At 69.2% G+C, this 21104-nt stretch carries 21 protein-coding genes; 11 read left to right on the plus strand and 10 right to left on the minus strand.

The genetic code is table 11. The features are described 5' to 3' along the window. The first annotated feature begins 397 nt into the window (after window positions 1-397). Together ACTWNK_RS36940 and ACTWNK_RS36945 are read left to right on the plus strand one after the other, a co-directional pair. Window positions 398-1366, plus strand: coding sequence for an MBL fold metallo-hydrolase (locus tag ACTWNK_RS36940; protein ID WP_474309551.1), 969 nt, complete (start codon window positions 398-400; stop codon window positions 1364-1366). A 9-nt stretch (window positions 1367-1375) separates the two neighbouring features. Further along, complete coding sequence (locus ACTWNK_RS36945; RefSeq protein WP_474309552.1) at window positions 1376-2047, plus strand: FadR/GntR family transcriptional regulator; 672 nt, start codon at window positions 1376-1378, stop codon at window positions 2045-2047. Window positions 2048-2374: 327 nt separating this feature from the next. On the opposite strand, the gene ACTWNK_RS36950 is transcribed toward ACTWNK_RS36945, so the two are convergent. The 3 genes from ACTWNK_RS36950 to ACTWNK_RS36960 are packed head-to-tail and all read right to left on the minus strand — an operon-like array spanning window position 2375 to window position 4302. Next, complete coding sequence (locus ACTWNK_RS36950; RefSeq protein WP_474309553.1) at window positions 2375-3160, minus strand: hypothetical protein; 786 nt, start codon at window positions 3158-3160, stop codon at window positions 2375-2377. Beyond that, a complete protein-coding gene (locus ACTWNK_RS36955) occupies window positions 3160-3522 on the minus strand; it encodes a PadR family transcriptional regulator (RefSeq protein WP_474309554.1) in 363 nt (120 codons plus the stop codon). Before ACTWNK_RS36955 ends, ACTWNK_RS36950 begins: the two co-directional genes overlap by 1 nt. 30 nt (window positions 3523-3552) lie before the next feature. Then, complete coding sequence (locus tag ACTWNK_RS36960) at window positions 3553-4302, minus strand: CPBP family intramembrane glutamic endopeptidase (protein WP_474309555.1); 750 nt, start codon at window positions 4300-4302, stop codon at window positions 3553-3555. Between the two features lie 612 nt (window positions 4303-4914). Here ACTWNK_RS36960 and ACTWNK_RS36965 point away from each other — a divergent pair. Further along, window positions 4915-6132, plus strand: a complete 1218-nt coding sequence (locus ACTWNK_RS36965) for a cytochrome P450 (protein WP_474309556.1) — start codon at window positions 4915-4917, stop codon at window positions 6130-6132. Between the two features lie 122 nt (window positions 6133-6254). Here ACTWNK_RS36965 and ACTWNK_RS36970 read toward each other — a convergent pair whose 3' ends face one another. Together ACTWNK_RS36970 and ACTWNK_RS36975 are read right to left on the minus strand one after the other, a co-directional pair. Then, the gene (locus tag ACTWNK_RS36970) at window positions 6255-6902 is read right to left on the minus strand and encodes a DUF559 domain-containing protein (protein ID WP_474309557.1); all 648 of its coding nucleotides are present in this window, start codon (window positions 6900-6902) and stop codon (window positions 6255-6257) included. 1940 nt (window positions 6903-8842) lie between these two features. After that, window positions 8843-9871 carry a GDP-mannose 4,6-dehydratase gene (locus tag ACTWNK_RS36975; RefSeq protein WP_474311105.1) on the minus strand — a complete coding sequence of 343 codons (1029 nt, stop codon included), beginning with the start codon at window positions 9869-9871 and terminating at the stop codon, window positions 8843-8845. Window positions 9872-10135: 264 nt separating this feature from the next. Here ACTWNK_RS36975 and ACTWNK_RS36980 point away from each other — a divergent pair, with 264 nt between their 5' ends. The 4 genes from ACTWNK_RS36980 to ACTWNK_RS36995 all read left to right on the plus strand — a co-directional run bounded on the left by ACTWNK_RS36980 (window position 10136) and on the right by ACTWNK_RS36995 (window position 14366). Further along, the gene (locus ACTWNK_RS36980; RefSeq protein ID WP_474309558.1) at window positions 10136-11389 is read left to right on the plus strand and encodes a glycosyltransferase family 4 protein; all 1254 of its coding nucleotides are present in this window, start codon (window positions 10136-10138) and stop codon (window positions 11387-11389) included. Further along, window positions 11390-12106: a class I SAM-dependent methyltransferase gene (locus ACTWNK_RS36985; RefSeq protein ID WP_474309559.1), complete on the plus strand. Its 717-nt coding sequence runs from the start codon at window positions 11390-11392 to the stop codon at window positions 12104-12106. Next, window positions 12103-13137 (plus strand): prenyltransferase/squalene oxidase repeat-containing protein, encoded by a 1035-nt coding sequence (locus tag ACTWNK_RS36990; RefSeq protein ID WP_474309560.1) that lies wholly within the window; start codon window positions 12103-12105, stop codon window positions 13135-13137. Before ACTWNK_RS36985 ends, ACTWNK_RS36990 begins: the two co-directional genes overlap by 4 nt. Window positions 13138-13394: 257 nt before the next feature. Continuing rightward, window positions 13395-14366 carry a DUF1702 family protein gene (locus ACTWNK_RS36995; protein ID WP_474309561.1) on the plus strand — a complete coding sequence of 324 codons (972 nt, stop codon included), beginning with the start codon at window positions 13395-13397 and terminating at the stop codon, window positions 14364-14366. Between the two features lie 2 nt (window positions 14367-14368). Here the strand turns inward: ACTWNK_RS36995 and ACTWNK_RS37000 are convergent, their stop codons facing one another. Then, the gene (locus ACTWNK_RS37000) at window positions 14369-15013 is read right to left on the minus strand and encodes a class I SAM-dependent methyltransferase (RefSeq protein ID WP_474309562.1); all 645 of its coding nucleotides are present in this window, start codon (window positions 15011-15013) and stop codon (window positions 14369-14371) included. 78 nt (window positions 15014-15091) lie between these two features. On the opposite strand from ACTWNK_RS37000, the gene ACTWNK_RS37005 reads away from it, so the two are divergent. From ACTWNK_RS37005 to ACTWNK_RS37015, 3 genes are read left to right on the plus strand one after another with little or no spacing between them, the layout of a single operon-like run. After that, window positions 15092-15541: a pyridoxamine 5'-phosphate oxidase family protein gene (locus ACTWNK_RS37005; protein ID WP_474309563.1), complete on the plus strand. Its 450-nt coding sequence runs from the start codon at window positions 15092-15094 to the stop codon at window positions 15539-15541. A gap of 16 nt (window positions 15542-15557) precedes the next feature. Beyond that, complete coding sequence (locus ACTWNK_RS37010; protein WP_474309564.1) at window positions 15558-15749, plus strand: ferredoxin; 192 nt, start codon at window positions 15558-15560, stop codon at window positions 15747-15749. A gap of 6 nt (window positions 15750-15755) precedes the next feature. After that, on the plus strand, window positions 15756-16841 hold the full coding sequence (locus tag ACTWNK_RS37015) for a Zn-dependent alcohol dehydrogenase (RefSeq protein ID WP_474309565.1): 1086 nt from the start codon (window positions 15756-15758) through the stop codon (window positions 16839-16841). A 97-nt stretch (window positions 16842-16938) separates the two neighbouring features. Here ACTWNK_RS37015 and ACTWNK_RS37020 read toward each other — a convergent pair whose 3' ends face one another. Next, window positions 16939-17139, minus strand: coding sequence for a hypothetical protein (locus ACTWNK_RS37020; RefSeq protein ID WP_474309566.1), 201 nt, complete (start codon window positions 17137-17139; stop codon window positions 16939-16941). A gap of 28 nt (window positions 17140-17167) precedes the next feature. Continuing rightward, window positions 17168-18178 carry a hypothetical protein gene (locus tag ACTWNK_RS37025; RefSeq protein ID WP_474309567.1) on the minus strand — a complete coding sequence of 337 codons (1011 nt, stop codon included), beginning with the start codon at window positions 18176-18178 and terminating at the stop codon, window positions 17168-17170. Between the two features lie 217 nt (window positions 18179-18395). Between ACTWNK_RS37025 and ACTWNK_RS37030 the strand changes: the two genes are divergently transcribed. Continuing rightward, window positions 18396-18959 carry a hypothetical protein gene (locus ACTWNK_RS37030; RefSeq protein ID WP_474309568.1) on the plus strand — a complete coding sequence of 188 codons (564 nt, stop codon included), beginning with the start codon at window positions 18396-18398 and terminating at the stop codon, window positions 18957-18959. Here the strand turns inward: ACTWNK_RS37030 and ACTWNK_RS37035 are convergent. Together ACTWNK_RS37035 and ACTWNK_RS37040 are read right to left on the minus strand one after the other, a co-directional pair. Next, a complete protein-coding gene (locus ACTWNK_RS37035; RefSeq protein WP_474309569.1) occupies window positions 18948-19955 on the minus strand; it encodes a sugar phosphate isomerase/epimerase family protein in 1008 nt (335 codons plus the stop codon). The genes ACTWNK_RS37030 and ACTWNK_RS37035 overlap by 12 nt on opposite strands. Beyond that, a complete protein-coding gene (locus tag ACTWNK_RS37040; protein WP_474309570.1) occupies window positions 19952-21094 on the minus strand; it encodes a Gfo/Idh/MocA family protein in 1143 nt (380 codons plus the stop codon). Before ACTWNK_RS37040 ends, ACTWNK_RS37035 begins: the two co-directional genes overlap by 4 nt. Window positions 21095-21104 lie beyond the last annotated feature (10 nt).

Here is a 21104-nt window from a genome sequence, read left to right on the forward strand (position 1 = left end):
CGTCTAGCCCCCGCTCACTCCGGACCAGCACTCGACGAGAACGAGTTCCACACCACAGGCACCCGCTAACACGTCGCCCAAGCCGCCCCAGAGAGCACGCCAGCCGCACGACACCGCATGCCAGCCCCGCCCCACCCAGGCCACGCCCGTCCAGGCCAGACAGAACACCCGGACAAACGGCCCGCAAGCCCTCCCCGAGCAAGAATGATGAAATCACCCGGCCAGACCAGCCCAGCCCGACCCAGCACAGCAAGCAGGCTCCCCCCACCCAAGCAACAACAAACCGCCCACCCCCGACCCCCCACCCCCGCCGAACGGAGAGCACATGAGTGGCAGCCGCAGGGCCTACGCCGACCAGCGCCCCCAGGATCTCGGCGACGGCGTGTGGAGCGTTCCCGTGCCGATCCCGGGCAGCCCGCTCGGCTACACGCTCGTCTATGCCGTCGAGTCAACGGGCGGCCCGCTACTGGTCGACGCAGGCTGGAACCACCCCGACGCCTGGCAGGCCCTGACCAACGGCCTGCGTACGCTCGGCCTGGCGGTCGAGGAGGTGAAAGGGGTCGTCGTCACGCACTTCCACCCCGACCATGCGGGCCTCGCCGGACGCGTACGCGAGGCGTCGGGCGCCTGGATCGCCATGCACGAGGCCGATGCGGCCCTGGTCAAGCTCATGCACGGCTTGACCGCCGACGCGCACGGCGATGCCAGATCCGCCATGATGCGCAGGGCGGGCGCCCCGGCCGCCGAGATCGAGGAGGCCGTATCCGCAGGCCGCCCCGACCTGCCGGCCCAGCCCGACCGTGAGCTGCGCGACGGCGAACTCATCGACCCACAGGGCCGCGCACTACGTACGATCTGGACACCGGGCCACACACCCGGACACGTATGCCTGCACCTGGAGGACGCCGATCGCCTGTTCACCGGCGATCACCTGTTGCCCGGCATCACACCCCATATCGGCATCTACCCCTACGACAGGCAGGACCTGGATCCACTCCACGACTTCCTCGCCTCCCTCGATCGGGTGGCCGAACTGGGACAGCTCACTGCACTCCCAGCCCACGAGTGGATTTTTCACGACACAGCGGCACGGGCCGCCGAGATCAAGGAACACCACGAGGACAAACTGACCGCACTCAAAGACCTGCTGGCCGAGGCCGGTCACCCCCTGACGATCTGGGAGGTCGCCGCCCGTATGACCTGGAACAAGCCCTGGACCGATCTCCCACCGATGCTCCGAGGACTGGCGGCCGGCGAGGCTGCGGCACATCTGCGAGCACTTGAGGTTCGCCGTGAAATACGGAGGCTTGTAGAGGTCGATCTCGTACGCTTCCTGGCCTTAGACTCCAAGACATCCGATGTCTAGGGGGCACTCGTGGCGGTCACCGATGCTGCGATCGACAAGATCAAGCAGATGATCCTCTCCGGCGAACTGGCCCCGGGCGACCGCCTGCCCAAAGAGTCCGACCTGGCCGAACGCCTGGGCCTGTCCCGCAACTCCCTGCGCGAGGCCGTCAGAGGCCTGGCCCTGATCAACGTCCTGGACGTACGGCAGGGCGACGGCACGTATGTGACCAGCCTGGAACCCCGGCTACTGCTCGACACCATGTCCTTCGTACTCGACCTGCATCGCGACGAATCGCTCATCCAGTTCTTCGAGGTCAGACGCATTCTGGAGCCTGCCGCCACCGCGATGGCCGCCGAGGCGATGAGTGAGGCCGAGATCGAGGAGCTGCGCCAAGTCCTGGAGTCCCTGCCCGCCGACCCCACGGCGGAGGAACTCGTCGCCAATGATGTGCAGTTCCACATGCGGATCGCACAGGGGTCGGGCAACAGCGTGCTGTGCGCGTTCGTGGAAAGCCTGTCCGGTCCCACGACACGAGCACGCATCTGGCGCGGCCTCGCCCAGGAAGGCGCCCTCGACAAAACTCGCGAACAGCACACCGCCATCTACGAGGCCATCGCCGCCCGCCAGCCCGACGTGGCCCGAGCCTGGGCCACCGTCCACATCGCCGACGTGGAAGCCTGGCTCCGCAAGGCAATGTAAGAACCAATGCGCTCGCCCAGGCATGCCCCTCCCCGATCACGGTGAAGGGCAATCCGCTCGCCCAGGCGCGCCTCTCCAGCCAAGGCAAGAAGCAATCCTCTTGCTCAGACGTGCCCCTCCTTAGCCAAGGCGAGGAGCATTCCGCTCGCCCAAGCGCGCCGCCCAGCCAAGGCAAGAAGAAATCCCCTCGCCCAGGCGCGCCCCTCCCAGTCTCCGCTGAAGCTCAACGCCTCTCGCCGCCCCACCATCACCACCTACTTCCGACGGCACGACGTACCCAGCGGGCTCGCGGCAGTTGGCCAACCCCTCGAAGCACCACCGCGCACGTCAGGCGGCCCCGCCACCGCCACCGCCGTCATTGCGTCCCTCGCCCCGACGAGCGGCCCACCACAAGAACGCCATCAATGCCAAAGCACCCGCAGCCGCCCCCGTCAACATCCCCAGCACGGTCTCCAGCCAGTCCCCGCTCCCGACCTCGCCCGCCTCAGCCCCAAAGGCACGCTGCAACGGGCCCAACGCCACCGCGACGATGATCAGCAGCACAGCGACCAGTCCATAGAACTTCGGACTGAGAAACACACTGCGCTTCGGCTGCTCCGGCGGTGCGGTCAGCTCTGCGGCAGGGCCGAGCGTGGCGGATCTGGGACGCTTGAAGTACTCGAAACGTACCCATGTGCCGCAAGGCTCCCAGCCGTCCGGCTCAAGCCGATCCAGTACTCGTCGACGACCGCCCGGAGGGACGATCTCCCTGCGGTACTCCCACTGCTGGGCGGCCTCGGGGTCCCGCGTGCTGACGAACAGGCCGCGCCTGTCGACGCTCTGCACCTCCCACCCCTGCTCGCCGTACTCGTTGAGCAGCTTGACGTCGATGAAGATGTCGGCCGTCCAGCGCCAGGTACGGGCGTCACGCTCCGGCGCCTGCTGGGGCTGACCGGCTGGAGTCACGGCCGCGAGTTCCTCGGCGAACTCCTCGACCGGGCCGAACTCCTCCTCCGCCACGCCGCCGCTCTCGGCGAGATGCCCCGCGAGCTCGTCGATCGTCGCCCGTACCCGCTCATCCGCCATCCCGGCCGCCGCCAGCCGTACGGCGAGCTCCTCGAAATAGGCGGTCATCAGGCTTCTTCCTTCGTTTTCGTGGCCTTGTCGGCATGTCTTCCGAGGATGGTACGCACCGAATCGTGGAACTCGAGCCACAGTCCGCCCTGCTCGGCCAGGGTCTGTCGGCCTTCGGTGGTGAGGCGGTAGTAGCGGCGTCCCGGGCCGCGCTCGGTCACCCTGAACTCGGCCGACACCAGGCCGGCCTCTTCGAGCCGGTTGAGCACCGGGTAGAGCGTGCCGCCCTTGATCTGCCCGAGTCCGGCGTCGGCCAGGTCCTTGGCGATCTCGTAGCCGTAGTTCTCGCCTTCGGTCAGGCTGGCGAGGACCAGCAAGTCGAGTACTCCCTTGAGCCAACTCGCGCGTCGATCGCTCGTCATGTAGGAATCCTACTTAGCCCGTGGACCCAGCTACTCGGCATGGGCTGCTACATCCTTCTGCCGATCCTGGGTCGGCTCGGGGCGCTTCGACGGCGGCGTGAGCACCAGGCCACGCAGGTCGACCAGGATGTGCAGCACAATCGGCAGAAGCAGGCTGCCGGTCTTCAGGTACAGCGACGTCAGCGCGAACCCCAGCAGCGTCACGACGATCATGCCCCGCCACCCCTGGTAGAGGTGTCCCAGCACGAACACCGCCAGCGCCGCGAACGCCGCCACATCCTGACTCAACCCCAGCACCCCGGTGCCGACGCCGATCAGCAGCCCCCTGTAGACGATCTCCTCGGTCACGCCCGCGGTGACCGACATGCCCACGGCGTACCAGCGCTCGGCCTTCGTCCTGGGCATCAGCCCGCTCATCGCGGCCTGACCAGGGATCGGCTTGCCCTTCGCTGCCAGCACCCTGACCACGACGAGCCCCACCCCGAGGGCCACCATCATGCCCACGACCGTGCCCGCGACATCATCGAGCGGCTGATCGAACACCAGCCCGACATCGGCCAAGTCAAGATCCGGCTCGACGAGCACGACCCCCATCGCCACCGCCGCAAGCGCCCACAACTCAGCCATCCACCAGCTGAAAGCCCGCCGGTACGCCTTCGGATCGGCGTCGCGTACACGCCCAAGCTTGTCGTAGGCCCGCTTTCCGAGCAGCGGGCTGGCAACGGCCAGATATCCAACCAACACGACCAGCAGGCCGAGCGTCAGGGGGGAGAACTCCATCACAACCTCCGAAGCACTTGTACTACCTAAACCGTAAAGCAACCTAGTTAGGAATGCAACCTAGCTTGCGGCCACGCATATGTTGGATCGACAGTCGAGGTCGCGATCGGACATGCCCCGGGAGGGCGCACCAAAACAAGCGCTTGATTGATTCACGCGACACCACCTCAGTCGCGATACACCCGCTCCGCCCACTTCTCAGCCGGAGGCCGAACCCTCACAACCTGGTCACCAACACGCCAACCACCCGCCAATCCGGGCAAACACCAGCCAGACCCCACAACCGCTCCACATGATCACCGCCCAAACAGCAACCCGACCACTCCCCCAAGCACCAGCACCAGCACCAGCACCAGGAAAGCGTGAGCCCGTCTCGACCAGTCCGGAACAGTCAGCCCATTTCGACCTGCCAACCCCCTGGGCTGCTCGCACGGCGACATCCCATCCCTGCCCAGCCCACCAGATCCCGTACTCCACAAACCCTCGGCACCCGGAGCCCCAAGGGCCTGGAAGCCCGAAAGCAGTAGCCCTGGAGCACGCAGGGCCCAGCCCGAGATCACCAGCCGCCGCCAAAGCCTGACATCTGCTGAAGTTCGACATTTGAGGTGAGCTATGCCAGCCGACCAGACCGCGCAGGACGTTCATCACATCGACCTGGTGAACGAGGACGACTACGCCGCCTCCGGAGCTCCCCATGAGCAGCTCGCCTGGCTACGGGCCAACGACCCGGTGCATCGGCATCAGGGGGATCCCGAGTTCTGGGCGGTGACGAGGCACGAAGACGTCGTGTATGTGTCACGGCATTCCGAGCTTTTCTCCTCCTCTCGACGGTTGGCCCTGTTCAACGAGATGCCGGAGGAGCAACGCGTCGTCCAGCGCATGATGATGCTGAATCAGGATCCGCCCGAGCACACGCGCCGCCGTGCGCTCGTCAATCGCGGCTTCACTCCACGCCAGATCGGCGCTCTCGAATCTCACATTCGCGACATCTGCGACTCCCTCCTCGACGAGGCCCTCGCACGCGACGACATCGACTTCGTACGGGACATCGCCGCGCCGTTGCCGCTCTACGTCATCTGCGAACTGCTCGGCGCTCCTGTGTCCGATCGCGACATGATCTACAACTGGTCCAATCGCATGATCGGCGCCCAGGATCCGGACTACGCCTCCTCCGCCGAGGAGGGCAGCGCAGCCGCGATGGAGTTGTACTCCTACGCCAATCACCTGGCCGAACAGCGTCGCGCCGATCCCCGCGACGACATCGTCACCAAGCTCCTCCAGCCTGCCGAAGACGGGCAGACTCTCGACGAGAACGAGTTCGACCTGTTCGTCCTGCTGCTGGTCGTCGCCGGCAACGAGACCACACGCAACGCCGCCTCCGGTGGCATGCTCGCCCTCTTCGAACATCCCGACCAGTGGTCGCGCCTCGTGGCGAACCCGGGCCTCGCCCGTACGGCGGCCGACGAGATCGTGCGATGGGTCTCGCCCGTCAACCTCTTCCGCCGTACGGCGACGACCGATCTCGTACTCGGCGGTCGGCAGATTCGGGAGAACGACAAGGTCGTCGTCTTCTACTCCTCGGCCAACCGGGACACCTCCGTCTTCCAGAACGCCGACACGTTCGACATCGGCCGAGACCCCAACCCTCAGATCGGCTTCGGCGGTGGCGGCGCGCACTTCTGCCTGGGCAACCATTTGGCCAAGCTCGAACTACGCATCCTCTTCGAACAACTCGCCCAGCGCCTCCCCACCCTCCACCAGGCCGGTCCCGCCCGCCGCCTCCGTTCGAACTTCATCAATGGCATCAAGGAACTGCCCGTCGCCCTGTAGGACTTCATGTCCTCGAGGAGGGTGAGGGGCCGGACTTGCGCCTTCCGTTCCGAACCCGTGATCTCTTCTGAGCTCGAACCCGTGTCCGGCTGCTGGACGCCGCTTTCGTACCTTGTGCACGACTACGGTCTTCGGCGGCGTCGAGTGGCGCGGATACGGCGGAGGATGCGGGTGGTTTGGTGGGGGCCGGGTTGCCAGCCTCGTTCGATCAAGGCGTTGGCTATCTGTTCGATGAGCTGGGAGGTGTGGGCAGGGATGATCTCGCGGCTGACGACGATGATGCGCCAGCCGAGTTCGCGTAGCTCGGCTCGACGGCGGTCGTCTCGGGCTCGGTCGGCTTCGGAGGTGTGGTGGGCTCGGCCGTCGTACTCGACCGCCAGGAGGTACTCCTCCCAGGCCAGGTCCAGGTAGACGGCTCGGTCGGGCAGGTCGACGCGAAGCTGGGTCGATGGGCGTGGGAGGTGGGCCTCCAGCAGCAGGACCCTGAGGAGGCTTTCGCGAGGGGATCCGGCGCCTGGATCGGCCATGGCGATCGTCTGCTGAAGGTACGGCCGGCCGCTGGCTCTGAGGAGGAGGGCGTCGGCGGCTACACCTCGTTTGACGAACTGGTCGAGGATGATCACCGCCTGCGTCCTGGGCAGGGAGCTGACCACGTCGTATGCCGTGCGTTCGGGATTGGTCAGGCGGATTTGGCGGAACTCGGTCACGTCTGCCGGTGGGATCTTCGCGTCGTACGTGAGGCAGCCCGGGATCTCGGTGTCGCCCGGCATGGCGAGTTCTACCGGCCATTGGGCCTCGGGGAAGCCGTCTGGGAGGGCTTGGAGGCCCCATATTTGGGCGGCTGTCTGGCGGCATACGACGGCGGTGGCTGGGAGAAGGCTGAGGAAGAGGCGGGCGCGGTCGAGGAGAGGGGCTGGGGTGAAGGGCGTGAGGGTGGAGGGGTGGGCTGAAGGGAGTGTGGAAGTGCGGGTGGATGTGGATGTGGATGCAGGCGGGGGGAGGCGAGTGGGTGTGGGCGGAGGAAGGGAGGTGGGGGTGGGAATGACTTTTGGGGTGGACGTGGCGTCTGGGGTGGGAGTGGCCACAGGTGTTGGTGCGCGGGGGCTTGTAGGAGGTGGAGTGGGCGTGGAGGCAGGGGTGGGCGTGGAGGTCGTGGCGGGGAGTGGGGCGGTGGGGGCGGGGGGTGGGGTGGTGGGGTGCACGTCGTAAGAGTGCTGGTTGGGAGGGGCCGAGGACTGGGTGAACGGGGTTCTGTGGAAAGCGGAGCGTTGTCCACAGGCTCGGCACACCATCTCGCCTTGGCAGTGCACTTCGTCGTGTGAGTTCCTCGCCCTGTCGTCCCAATCGTGCTCTCGCAGCATCGGTGCGGGTGCGGGTGCGGGGTCTTTTGGTGGGTGGCCTTGTCGGGGGTGGGGGCGGTGGCATGCTGGGGGGTCGAGGAGTGTGTGGAGGTTTGTGGTGAGTGATGTTCGGCCTGCGGTTTGGCGTACGCCGCTCAGTGCGGAGGAGAAGGTACGCGGGGAGGCTGGCTTTGCTGGGCTTGTTACGCAGGAGTTGGCTGCGCATGGGCGGTTTCGGGTGAGTGCTGATACTCCGGAGATGGTGGAGTTGTTTCAAGGGGTGGCGCGGCGGGTTGGGGGCATGCTAGAGCGGCCGGTGGTCAGTTACTCCAACGGGAGGTATCTGGTGATCATGTTTGGGCCAGAGCCGGATGGGCCAGCCCTCGTTGGGCCTGAGCATGGCGTACCTGAGCGCGATGGGGCTGAGTGCGACGGGGCTGCCTGAGCGAGTAGAGCCGCCAGGAGAAGGGGTGCCTTGCGCCGGACTGTGCTGAGCTGGGCCAGTCGGGCAGGACCGGTGGGACTAGACAGGACCGGTGGGGCTGGGCCTGAAGGGCCAGGCCGGGCCGGAAGGGCCTGGTGGTAGGGCGGAAGGGCCTGGTAGGCCGAGCCTGCGTGCGCGCTCGGAGTACCAATAGGCCCTCAGAATGCTTGGCGGGAAGGGATGGCTACTCGGCAGAACGCCTGGCGACACGCGGTGGGTGCGCATTGGGGTGCGCGTTGGGTGTGCTCAGTGCGGCAGTGGGGTGCACGAGGTGGAGCACAAGATCTGCGCGTTGTTGTGGGCATGGGCATGTGTGGGTGAGTGGGTGAACGTGTAGGCATGTGTGGTTGAAGGTGTAGGCGGGCGGGCGGGTGTGTGTGTGGGTGAAGGTGCGGGTGTGGGCGTGGGTGTGGTGAACGTGCGGGTGTGGGCCTGTGGGGGTGGGTGAACGTGCAGGTGCGGGCGTGGAGGTGGGGGTGGTGAACGGGTGGGCGTGTAGGCATGTGAGCGTGCGTGTGGGTGTGGGGCGTAGGCAGGGGCGGCTCAACCTGTTGAGGCAGTGAGAGCGTCGGGCGGAATGCGGAATGCGGTGGGTGTTCACCCAGCGGCGAGTTTGCGCAGTCCACGTCGAGCCCAGTCCGCAGCGAACTCGGCCAGAAGGAACCGCTCCCAAAAGGGAACTCAGCCCCCAGGAAGCACAATTCGAAGAATACACATCCCGAAGGAAACACATCCCGAAGAAAACGCACTGCACCCGAGCAGACCGCCAGCACAGCCTTCCCACACCCCCAAACGCCCAAACACAAAGCCCAACACCCAAACACAAAGCCCAACAACACAAAGCCCAAAACCCAAACACCCAACCCCCCAACAAAAACCCAAGCCCCTAAGGCCAAGACGACTCCACCTCCACATCCCCCCCGTCCGACAGCAACCGAATGTCCGACTCCACCATCATCCCCACCAGCTCCTCGAACGGCACAGTGGGCTCCCACCCCAGCTGCACCCGGGCCTTCTTGGGATCGGCACACAAAAGATCCACCTCAGCCGGCCGATGCAGACTCTGATCGCAAACGACATACCGCTCCCAATCCAGCCCGGCCGCGAGAAACGCCGCCTCCACCAACTCCCGCACCGACTGAGTACGCCCGGTGCCGATGACATAGTCCTCGGCGGAAGAGGCCCCGAGCATCAGATGCATCGCCCGGACATAGTCTCCCGCGTACCCCCAGTCGCGTCTCGCCTCCAGGTTTCCGAGTTTGAGTTCGGTGGCGAGGCCGAGTTTGATGCGGGCGACGCCGAGTGACACCTTGCGGGTGACGAATTCGGCGCCGCGGCGGGGGGACTCGTGGTTGAACAGGATGCCGGAGACGGCGAACATGCCGTAGGACTCGCGGTAGTTCTGGGTCAGGAAGTGGCCGTAGGCCTTGGCGACGCCGTACGGGGAGCGGGGGTGGAAGGAGGTGAGTTCGTTCTGGGGGGTTTCGCTGACCTGGCCGAACATCTCCGACGACGAGGCCTGGTAGAAGCGGATCTGCCCGGCGCCGGACGCGGTGCGTGAGGAGGAGATGCCGGAGCACACGCGGATGGCTTCCAGCATGCGCAGGACGCCCATGCCGGTGACCTCGGCGGTGAGTTCGGCCTGCTCCCACGACATGGGGACGAAGGAGATGGCGCCCAGGTTGTAGACCTCGTCGGGCTGGACGCGTTCGACGGCCGAGATGAGGGAGCCCTGGTCGAGCAGGTCGCCTCGGGCGATCTGGACGTCGGCCAGGAGTTTGCGCATGCGCGACAGCCTCGGGTTGGCCTGTCCTCTGGCCAGGCCCCAGACCTCGTAGCCTTGGGCGAGCAGGTACTCCGCCAGATAGGAACCGTCCTGCCCGGTGATGCCGGTGATCAGCGCGCGCCTGGCCAACGGGTCCTCCAACAATCTCTGTCCGTCTGTTCGGACGGGAATGTACCGCGACGGCCCAAGGGAAGCACCAGAGCGGGTAGAACGTGTTCCACCGAACGGCGCTCGGTTAAGGTAACGTCGCAGTTCGCACGGCGTGAAGCCCTGAGTAGGAACAATTCCACATTAAACGCGGGCTACCTACCCAATGGTAAGGTTCGCAGACTAAGGTCAACTTCACGGTACACGCCGCTCTCGGCGTGCCCACCGGCGGAGAAAGGGGTGTCCGTGGACGACTCTCTGCGGATCGCGCTGCTGTCCTACCGCAGCAAGCCGACCTGCGGTGGGCAGGGCGTCTACCTCCGCCACCTCAGCAGGGAGCTGGTCGCGCTCGGCCACCACGTCGAGGTGTTCTCCGGCCAGCCCTACCCGGAGCTGGACGAGGGCGTGGTGCTCACCAAGGTGCCGAGCCTCGACCTCTACCGCGACGAGGATCCGTTCAGGACGCCGAAGCTCGGCGAGTACCGCGACTGGATCGACGTGCTCGAGGTCGCCACCATGTGGACGGCCGGGTTCCCCGAGCCGCTGACCTTCACCCTGCGGGCGCTGCGCGAGCTGAGGAAGCGCGTGGGCGACTTCGACGTCGTCCAGGACAACCAGACGCTCGGGTACGGCCTGCTCGGCATCCAGAAGCTCTTCCCCGTCGTCGGGACCATCCACCACCCGATCAGCGTCGACCGCAGGATCGAGCTCAAGGCGGCCAAGGGCGCCAAGAAGCTGAGCATGCGCAGGTGGTACGGCTTCGTCAGGATGCAGGCCAAGGTCGCGCCCAGGCTGAGCCCGATCCTGACCGTCAGCGAGTCCTCGCTGGCCGACATCCACCGCGACTTCAACGTGCCGCAGGCCAACATGCGGCTGATCCCGCTGGGCGTCGACACGCGTTACTTCCACCCGCGCCCGCACCTGGCGCGCCGCAAGGGCTCGATCGTGGCCGTGGCCAGTGCGGACTCGCCGATGAAGGGCGTGGCGACGCTGCTGCGCGCGGTGGCCAAGCTCGCCACCGAACGCGATGTGAACCTCACCGTCGTCAGCAGGCCGACGCCTGGCGGGCCGACGGAGAAGCTGGTGCAGGAGCTCAGCCTCCAGGACCGGGTCAGATTCGTGCACGGCATCTCGGACGACGAACTCGGCGAGCTGATCGCCACCTCGGAGATCTCCGTCGTGCCCTCGCTGTACGAAGGCTTCTCGCTGCCCGCGGTCGAGCACATGGCCTGCGCCACGCCGCTGGTCGCCTCGCGTACGGGCGCGCTGCCCGAGGTCGTGGGCGACGCCGCCGTCCAGGTCGCGCCCGGCGACCCCGAGGAGCTCGCCGCGGTCCTGCGCAGACTGCACGACTCGCCCGAAGAGCGCGAGCGGGTGGGCCGGGCCGGATACGACAGGGTCATGGAGCGCTACACCTGGCATGTCGTCGCCAAGCGCACCGTCGAGGCCTACCGCGAGGCCATCAGGGACCGAGCCACCAAGAACAGAGGAGCCAGCTAAGTGCTGACCGTCGACTTCGCCCGGCTGCCCGTCGGGCCCGGCGTCCGCGTGCTCGACCTCGGCTGCGGCGGCGGCAGGCACGCCTTCGAGGTGCTGCGCAGAGGCGCCGACGTGGTCGCGTTCGACATGGACCAGGCCGAGCTGGACAACGTGGCGAGCATGTTCGTCGCCATGGACAAGGCGGGCGAGGTCCCGGTCGGCGCAACGGGCGAGACGGTCACGGGCGACGCGCTCGCCATGCCGTTCGAGGACGGCGGTTTCGACCGGGTGATCGCCGCCGAGGTCCTTGAGCACATCCCCGACGACATGGCCGCGATGCGCGAGATCTTCAGGGTGCTCAAGCCGGGCGGCACCGCCGCGATCACCGTGCCGAGCTTCCTGCCCGAGCGCATCTGCTGGGCGCTCGACGAGGCCTACCACACCGCGCCCGGCGGGCACGTGCGCATCTACACGCTGGCCGAGCTGAGCGCCAAGCTCAAGTCGACCGGCTTCGAGATCGGCCCGCACCACCACGCGCACGGCCTGCACGCGCCGTACTGGTGGATCAAGTGCGCGGTCGGCGTCAACAACGACGACCACCCGCTGGCGAAGGCGTATCACGAGATTCTGGTGTGGGACATCATGAAGCGTCCCGCCGCCACCCGTATCGCCGAGTCGCTGCTCAATCCGTTGATCGGCAAGAGCGTCGTGCTGTATGTCAGGAAGCCCGAAGCGTGATCGGCCGCGCGCAGGTCGCCAGGACCGCCGCGAGCATCGCCGCGTTGCAGGACGAGAGCGGCGGCATCCCGTGGCCCGAGGGGCACGTCGACGCGTGGAACCATGTCGAGTGCCTGATGGCAATGGCGGTGGCGGGACTGCGCGAGCCGGTCGTCAGGGGCTACGCATGGCTGGCCGCCCATCAGCGCGAGGACGGCTCGTGGCCGATGAAGCTGGTCGACGGTGTGGCGAGCGAGCGCAACGGCGAGTCCAACCACGCCGCCTACGTCGCGGTCGGCGTGTGGCACGACCTGCTGATCACCGGCGACGACGACTACGCGCGCACACTGTGGCCGATGGTCAAGCGGGCGCTGGACTACGTGGCGGGGCTGCAGACGGCACGCGGTGAGATCGTCTGGGAACGTGACGCAAGGGGCAGGCCGTCGGACTACGCGCTGCTGACCGGGTGCGCCTCCATCCACCAGGGGCTGCGCTCGGGCGTGCTGCTGGCCGAGCGGCTCGGCGACTCCCAGCCGCACTGGGAGCTCGCGGCCGACCGGCTGGCCCATGTGCTCAACGCCCATCCCGAGGCGTTCGCCGACAAGAGCCGCTTCTCGATGGACTGGTACTACCCGATCCTCGGCGGCGCGGTGCGGGGCGAGGACGCCAAGCGCCGTATCGAGGAGGAGTGGGACACCTTCGTGGTGCCCGGCCTCGGCATCAGATGCGTGTCGGACCAGCCGTGGGTGACGGGCGCCGAGTCGTGCGAGCTGGTCCTGGCGCTGGACGCCGTCGGCCAGCGCGAACGCGCCGAGCGGGTGTTCGCCGACATGCAGCACCTGCGTCACGACGACGGCTCGTACTGGACCGGCTGGCAGTTCGTCAACCGCAAGCACTTCCCGCACGAGCGCTCGGGCTACACCGCCGCCGCCGTGGTCCTGGCCGCCGACGCCCTCTACGGCCTCACCCCGGCCTCCGGCCTGTTCAGGGACGCCGCCGCCGGAGCCGCCCCCGCCCACCCCTCCTGCGGCTGCGCCACCCTCCACACCTGACCGCAAAAGTACGGCAGGCCCTCCCCGGCTCCCCCGCAGTCCGCCGCCCCCGCCCGCCCGCTCGACGCCCCTCGTGCGCGTCACACCCCGCCGCCACGTCGCCCCCGGCAACATGATCGCAAGTCGTTTTGCGGCTTCTTTGCCGGGCCACACGGAGTGCCGTCCCGGGAAAGCCCCCACTCCATCACTAGTTTCGTGACTGGTCGTTACGAGGCGTCTTCGGGGGAAGAGTGGGCGACACGGGCACAATCGCGTTCTTGGACCGCGTCACAACCGAGCCTTCGCTCCCCCGGCCCCAAGGGCTCTCACGCCTGCTCGCACTCGACCCCACCCAGCCGGGCCCTCACACCCGGACGCTCGACGCCCAGAGGTTCGGGCACCGAGCGGCCAGGGCCGTACTGGAGAACGCCGAACGCGCCTTCGTCTTCGGGTACAACGCGGCGCTCGGTGGCGACCTCGACGCGATCGACGACATCCCGGCCGCCCGGCGCGCCTTCGCCTACGAGGGCGCGGCTGGCGCCTGCGCACTCCTCGACCTGCTCACCCTGAACCGGGGGCGGCGCCTTCGTGAGCTGCTGACCGGCCCCGCACGTCGGCATGACCATGCCGTGCACCTGGGGGCGGGCCGTGCCCCCTTCCGGCTGCCCGGCCACGGGCCGGACCCGCTGCTGCGCTGGCTCGCGCTCGACGGCCACGGCTACCAGCGCGCCCTGGCGGCGGCCGGTCGCCCCGCAGGTCGCCAGGCCGGTCGGCATCGCGGCCCGGGTGCGGCGACACTGGCCCACCGATCGGTGTACGACCAGGGCTTCGGCCGTATGGTCTGGCTGCACGAGTGCGCCTCGCCCGAGGACGTCGCCGTGCGCGTGTCGCAGTACCCGACCGGCCGCAGGGCCGATCTGTGGAGCGGCGTCGGCTTCGCGGCCACGCATGTGGGAGGCGCGGACGCCGACGAGCTCGGCAGGCTGGTGACCTACGCCTCCTCCGACGGGTACCGGCCCTTCCTCGCCCTGGGAAGCGCGCTGGCGTCGGCGGCCAGGATGCGGTCGGGCGTGGTCCCCGGGCACACGGCCGAGGCGGCTCCGCTGCTGGCCGGAGCCGAGGTGGACGAGGCCGCCTCGTGGCCCGATGCCGCACGGATCGCCGTGGGGCGCGACCCGCACACCCTGGCCGACTTCCACGCCTGGCGTGCGGGTGTGCGCAGGCAATGGTCGGCGCGCGCGAGGGCCTGACCTCACACGCCGGGCGCGATGCGCTCCAGCACGCGCAGCGACCCTTCGGCGCCGACCTCCTTGAACGCCCCCGAGGCGAGCGCCCGCAGATAGACCCGGTACGGCGCCTGCCCGCCGTCGGCCGGGTCGGGGTAGATGTCGTGGAAGACGAGGGCGCCTCCGACCATGACGTGCGGCGCCCAGCCCTCGTAGTCGCGCGTGACCGGGTCGTCGGAGTGGCCGCCGTCGACGAAGAGCATGGCGAGCGGCGTGCGCCAGAGGCTCGCGACCTGCTCGGACCTGCCCACGACGGCGATGACCTCGTCCTCGAGCCCGGCCGAGGCGATCGTGGCGCGGAAGACGGGCAGCGAGTCCATCCGGCCGGATCTCTCGTCGACGAGCGTGGGGTCGTGGTGCTCCCAGCCGGGCTGGATCTCCTCGCTGCCTCTGTGGTGATCGACGGTGAGCACGACCGAGCCGGTGTGCCTGGCGGCGGCGCCGAGGTAGATCGCGGACTTGCCGCAGTAGCTGCCGATCTCGCAGATCGGGCCGAGAGCCCCGTAGGCGCAGGCGGTGCGGAACAGTGCCAGGCCCTCGGCCGAGGGCATGAACCCCTTGGCGTTCTCGGCGGCGGCGCGCAGGTCGGAGGGCATGTTCGGTGCGGTCATAGGCGTGCACTCTAATCGAACCGAACAACATTCCAGCGAGCCCTTGCCCGCCATACCGCACCCTGTTCTACTGGGCTCGTGAGTCAGCGTGCCCGCATCGCGATGTCAGACGGCGAGATCACCGCCTTCGTCGAGCAGGCGCGCAAGCTCCAGCTCGCGACCGTCAACCCGGACGGCACACCGCACCTGGTGACCATGTTCTACGGCCTGCGGGAGGGTCGCCTCGCGTTCTGGACCTACGAGAAGGCGCAGAAGGCGAGGAACCTCGCACGCGACCCCAGGGTGAGCTGCCTGGTCGAGACCGGCGACGACTACGCCGAACTGCGCGGCGTGCTGATCTACGGCGTCGCCGAGCCCGTGCGCGACCCCGCGGGAGTGGCCGGGATCGGCTTGGCGGTCGCCCGGCGCATGACCCCCGACGTGCCCGGCGACCTGCTGCGGCCGTATGTCGAGCAGACCGGCAGGAAACGCATCGCCTACGTCGTCGAGCCCACGAAAGTGGTCTCATGGGATCACCGCAAACTGTGACGCGAGGAGGCCGGCGATGAAGGTCAAGGTCGACTATCTGGTCTGCGAGGCCAACGCGGTCTGCATGGGGCTCGCGCCCGAGGTCTTCGACGTCGACGACGACGACCAGCTGCACCTGCTGCTGCCCGAGCCGCCCCCCGAGCTGACGGACCGCGTGCGCCACGCGGTGCGCTCGTGCCCCAAAGCCGCCCTCTCCCTGGAGGAGTAACCCCCGATGCGCGCTGCCCTTCTGCATGCCGTAGGCGACGACAAGCTCGACATCCGAGACGACTTCCTGCTCACCGACGTCGGCGCCACGGACGTGCGGATCAGGATCAGGGCGAGCGGCGTGTGCCACTCCGACCTGTCGGTGATCAGCGGCGTGCTGCCGATGCCCCTGCCCGTCGTACCCGGTCACGAGGCGGCGGGCGAGGTCGTCGAGGTCGGCTCGCACGTCACCTCCGTCCAGCCCGGCGACCACGTCATCGTGAACTGGACGCCCTCGTGCGGGCGCTGCCACAACTGCGTCGCGGGCCAGCCCTACCTCTGCATGCACTACGTGATGGAGAGCTTCGCCCTGGCCAGGTTCCGCTACGGCGGCGGCACGCCCGCGTTCGGCATGGCGGGGTGCGGCACGTGGGCCGAGGAGATCGTCGTGCCGTGGCAGGGCGCGGTCAAGGTCGACCAGGACGTGCCGTTCGAGGTGGCGGCGCTGATCGGATGCGGGATCGCGACGGGCGTCGGAGCCGTGCTGAACACCGCCCGGGTACGGCCGGGCTCGACGGTGGCCGTCGTCGGGGCGGGCGGCATCGGTCTGGCGATCATCCAGGGCGCGCGGATCTCCGGTGCGACGACGATCCTGGCGATCGACCCGCTGGAGTCCAAGCACGCCCTGGCCAGGAAGGTGGGCGCCACCCACACCGTCACACCCGACCAGCTCAAGGACGCCGTCGCCACGCTGACCGGCGGCAAGGGCTTCGACCACGGCTTCGAGGCGGTGGGCAGGTCGGCGGCCATCATGACCGCGTGGCAGGCCACCCGCAGAGGCGGCGACGTCGTCGTGGTCGGCGCGGGCGCGATCGACGACCTGGTCCCGCTGTCGGCGTTCAACCTGCTGTTCGAGGGCAAGAACCTGCTCTCGTCCCTGTACGGCGAGTCGGACGTGCGCAGGGACTTCCCCTTCCTGGCCGGGCTGTACAAGGCGGGCAGGCTCGACCTGGAGTCGATGATCAGCGCCCGGATCAGGCTGGGCGACCTCAACGACGCCGTCGAGGCGCTGCGCTCGGGCCAGGCACTACGCCAGATCGTCGTCTTCGACTGACCGGCGCCGGAGGCCCGAGCTCAGGGAGGCGGGCATGCGCCCACCATGGATCGCCCCGCTGCTCGCCGTGGCCGTGCTGGCGGCCCTCACCGCGGCCTCATCGGCCCACGTCGTGCCCTGGCCGGGCTCCGACCGGGCGCTGCGCGGCGAACTGCTGGCCATGCTCGCCCTCGACCAGTCCGTGCGCACCGGCAGGCCGCTGCCGGGCGACACGCGCACGCCGCAGGAGCTGTTCGACGCCTGGGACCGCGTGGACGCCGCCCATGCCGAGCGCATGACGCAGATCCTCGACGCGCACGGCTGGCCGGGCTCGGCACCCTGCGCGACTACCTGCTGGAGATGGAAGCCGACGCCGAGGCCGACCCACTGCCAGGCGAGAGCCCCTCCTGAGCGCAGCGGCCGCGCGTGCGCACCGCGTAGGACCTGGCGGCCACCGCGAGCGCGAGCCCCAGCCCGGCGAAGGCCATCCCGCCGAACGCCACCATCCACGTCAGCCCGGCCCGCGTGCCGAACGGCGGCGCCGGGGCCAGGGGCTCCCCCACCCCGAGCGCGTTCAGCGGCGCGAACACCAGCAGGAACATCCCGTAGAGCGCCAGTGTGAGCGCGGTCAGCACGGCCGGGACCAACGGCAGCAGCCTGGGCACCCGCCGCCCGGCCAGCAGCGGCGTCGGCCGCGGGAAGACCTGCCCCCAGCGGTACATCAGCCCGAGCAGCAGGAACACCCCGAGCAACGCGGCCAGCACGGTCACATCGACCCCGCACCCGGCCAGCGCCGCCGCCACCCCTTCGGACTCGGCCTCCACCTGACGCGCCCACGCCCGTCCCGAGACGCCGAGCGCGTCGCCGCCCAGTGTCCACACGGTCTTGACCCCGGCCCACGGCAGCAGGCCGCACATCAGCGCATAGACGACCACCTGGGTGCGGGCGGTGGCCGCCGACGCCTCGGGCCGGACCAGCGGCCCCCGCCCGGCGACCCGGTGCCCGGCTCCGCACCGCGGGCAGCGCCCCCGCCACAGCCGCCACTCGGCGACGGCCGCGCGCAGCAGCAGTCCCGCGCCCACCGCGCAGGCCGCCCCCTGGAGGGTCTCGGCCGCCCCGCCGCCACCTGTCGTCAGCGCCACGACATGCAGCGGCAGCCAGGCCGTGCCCGCGCCGAACACGACGGCCAGGGCGCCACAGGCGAGGGCGAGGCCCGCATGCCCCAGGACGCGGGCCCCGGCCGCCCCGGTCAGAGCGGCCGCCACCGCGGCGACGAGCCACACCGGCGACGGCGACGACACCACCCACAGCACGCAGAAGGCCGCACTCCACACCAGGAGCGCCCGCGCACCGACCATGGAGACCTCCACCTTCCGCGCGGTCGTCGCCCATCCGTACCAGCGCCGCACACCGGCAACGAAGACCTCCGGCTCATCGCACGAGACAGCCTGACCAGGCAAGACTCGCCGTCCGGCGCACCCGGCCGCCTCCCCCGGCGGAGCCAGGCCGCTCACCCGCCGGAGGGAGAACGTCCGGGTATGGTGGTGGGCCGCCGGGCGCACTACGGTGATCGCCATGTTCGAGATGCGGCCCGCGACCGTCGAGGATCGCCAGGCCATCGCCGACCTGGTCCACGCCCGCGCCGACTGGATGCGGGAGCGCTCGATGCCCGGCTGGGACGGCTGGCACGCCTCGGCCGACGGCCTGGCCGTACAGGCTGGTGATCCCGCCTGCCCGCTGTGGGTGATGGCGCGGGCGGGCTTCGGCGTGGTGGGGGTGACGAGCCTGCACGACGAGAGCGCGCCGCTGCTCTGGCCGGACGAGGAGGAGCGCGAGCAGCCCGCCGTCTTCATGGCCACGACCGTCACCGACCCCGCGCACCGCGCGCTGCGCCCCGGCTGCCTCATCGCCTGGTGGACCCTCGACCACGCGGCCAGACTGGGCCGCTCCTGGGTACGGCGGGGCGTGGGGCCCTACCCGGGGCTGATCGCCTACTACCGAGACGTCCAGGGGTGGACGGTCGTGCGCACGATCGAGCACCGGGGAGCGGTCGCCCACGCCCTGGCCAGACCGGCCGAGCCGCAGCCGCATCTGGCCGCGCTCGGCATGTCGACGGGCGAGCGGCGCTCAGTCGGCTGAGAAGGCCGCGTCGAAGGCCGCCGCCGGAGGCGTGATGGCGTTGAGCCCGCGGATGTGGGCCAGGGCCTCGGGCGCGCCGTCGAGGCGGTCCATGCCCGCGTCCTCCCACTCGATGGAGATCGGCCCGGCGTAGCCGATGGAGTTGAGCGCGCGGAAGCAGTCCTCCCACGGCACGTCGCCCCGGCCGGTCGAGACGAAGTCCCAGCCGCGCCGCAGATCGGCCCACGGCAGGTGCGACGACAGCCGTCCCCTGCGCCCGTCGCCGACCCGGACGCGCGTGTCCTTGCAGTCGACGTGGTAGATCCGGTCGGCGAAGTCGAGGATGAAGCCCACCGGGTCGATGTCCTGCCAGACCATGTGCGAGGGGTCCCAGTTCAGGCCGAACGCGGGTCTGCGGCCGATCGCCTCCAGCGCCCTGTGGGTGGTGACGTAGTCGTAGGCGATCTCGCTGGGATGCACCTCGTGCGCGAACCTGACGCCGACCTCGTCGAACACGTCGAGGATGGGGTTCCACCTGTCGGCGAAGTCCTGGTACCCGGCCTCGACCATGGAGGCGGGCACCGGGGGGAACATCGCCACCGTGTGCCAGATCGACGAGCCGGTGAAGCCCACGACGGTGTCCACGCCCAGCAGGGCGGCGGCTCTGGCGGTGTTCTTCATCTCCTCGGCCGCGGCCCGCCGTACCCTCTCGGGGTCGCCGTTGCCCCATACGCGGGGCGGCAGGATGGCCTGGTGCCTGGCGTCGATCGGGTGGTCGCACACGGCCTGGCCCGCCAGGTGGTTGGACACCGCCCAGACCTTCAGGCCGTGCTTGTCGAGCTGGGCGCGTTTGGCGGTGACGTAGGAGGGGTCGCTCACCGCCTGGGAGACGTCGAAGTGGTCGCCCCAGCAGGCGATCTCCAGGCCGTCGTAGCCCCATGCGGCCGCCAGGCGGCACACCTCGTCGAACGGCAGGTCGGCCCATTGGCCGGTGAACAGTGTGACGGGTCTGGTCATGACGCCTCCACCTCGGTGTAGCGGCTGCCGTCAGCCGCGCTCTGCTCCACGGCCGCCAGCACCCGCTGCACGCGCAGCCCGTCGGCGAAGGACGGCGTCGGGTCGACCTGCTCGGCGATGGCCGTCAGGAAGTCCTTCACCTCGTGGGTGAAGGTGTGCTCGTACCCCAGACCGTGGCCGGGCGGCCACCACGCGCCGACGTAGGGGTGGGAGGGCTCGGTGACCAGGATGCGGCGAAAGCCCGCGTCGGGTTCGTCCTGGTCGTGGAACCACAGCTCGTTCATCGCCTCGAAGTCGAAGGCCAGGCTGCCGCGCGAGCCGTTGACCTCGATGCGCAGGGCGTTCTTGCGGCCGGTGGCGAACCTGCTGGCCTCGAAGCTGGCCAGCGCGCCGCCCGACATCCTGCCGATGAACAGCGCGGCGTCGTCGACGCTCACCTCGCCGGTGCCCTCGCCTTCGGGCAACGGGCGGCGGGTGACGAACGTCTCGGTCAGCGCCGAGACGCCCGCGACCCGCTGGCCGGTGATGTGCTCGGCGGTGTCGATGATGTGCGCGCCGATGTCGCCGAGCGCGCCCGAGCCCGCCTTGTCCCGGCGCAGCCGCCACACCAGGGGGAAGGCCGGGTCGATGATCCAGTCCTGGAGGTATAGCGCCCTGACGTGCCTGATCTCGCCCAGGCGGCCCGCCGCGACCAGCCGTCTGGCCAGGGCGACGGCGGGCACCCTGCGGTAGTTGAAGGCGACCATGCTGCGCACGCCCCTGGCCGCCGCCGACCGGGCGGCCGACGCCATCGCCTCGGCCTCGGCGACCGTGTTGGCCAGCGGTTTCTCGCACAGGACGTGCTTTCCGGCCGCGAGCGCCGCGACGGCGATCTCGGCGTGGGAGTCGCCAGGCGTGCAGATGTCTACGATCTGGACGTCCTCGCGGGCGACGAGGTCGCGCCAGTCGTTCTCGACGGCGGCCCAGCCGAGCCGGGCCGCGGCCTGCGCCGTCCGCTCCTTCGACCGGCCGGACAGCGCCGCCATCACGGGCCGCACCGGCAGGTCGAAGAAGGCTCCCGCACTGCGCCAGGCCTGGGAGTGCACACGCCCCATGAAGGCGTAGCCCACCATGCCGACGCCGACGGTGGTGTCAGACATTCAGCCCCCG

It is taken from the genome of Nonomuraea sp. IBHARD001 (assembly GCF_056106265.1).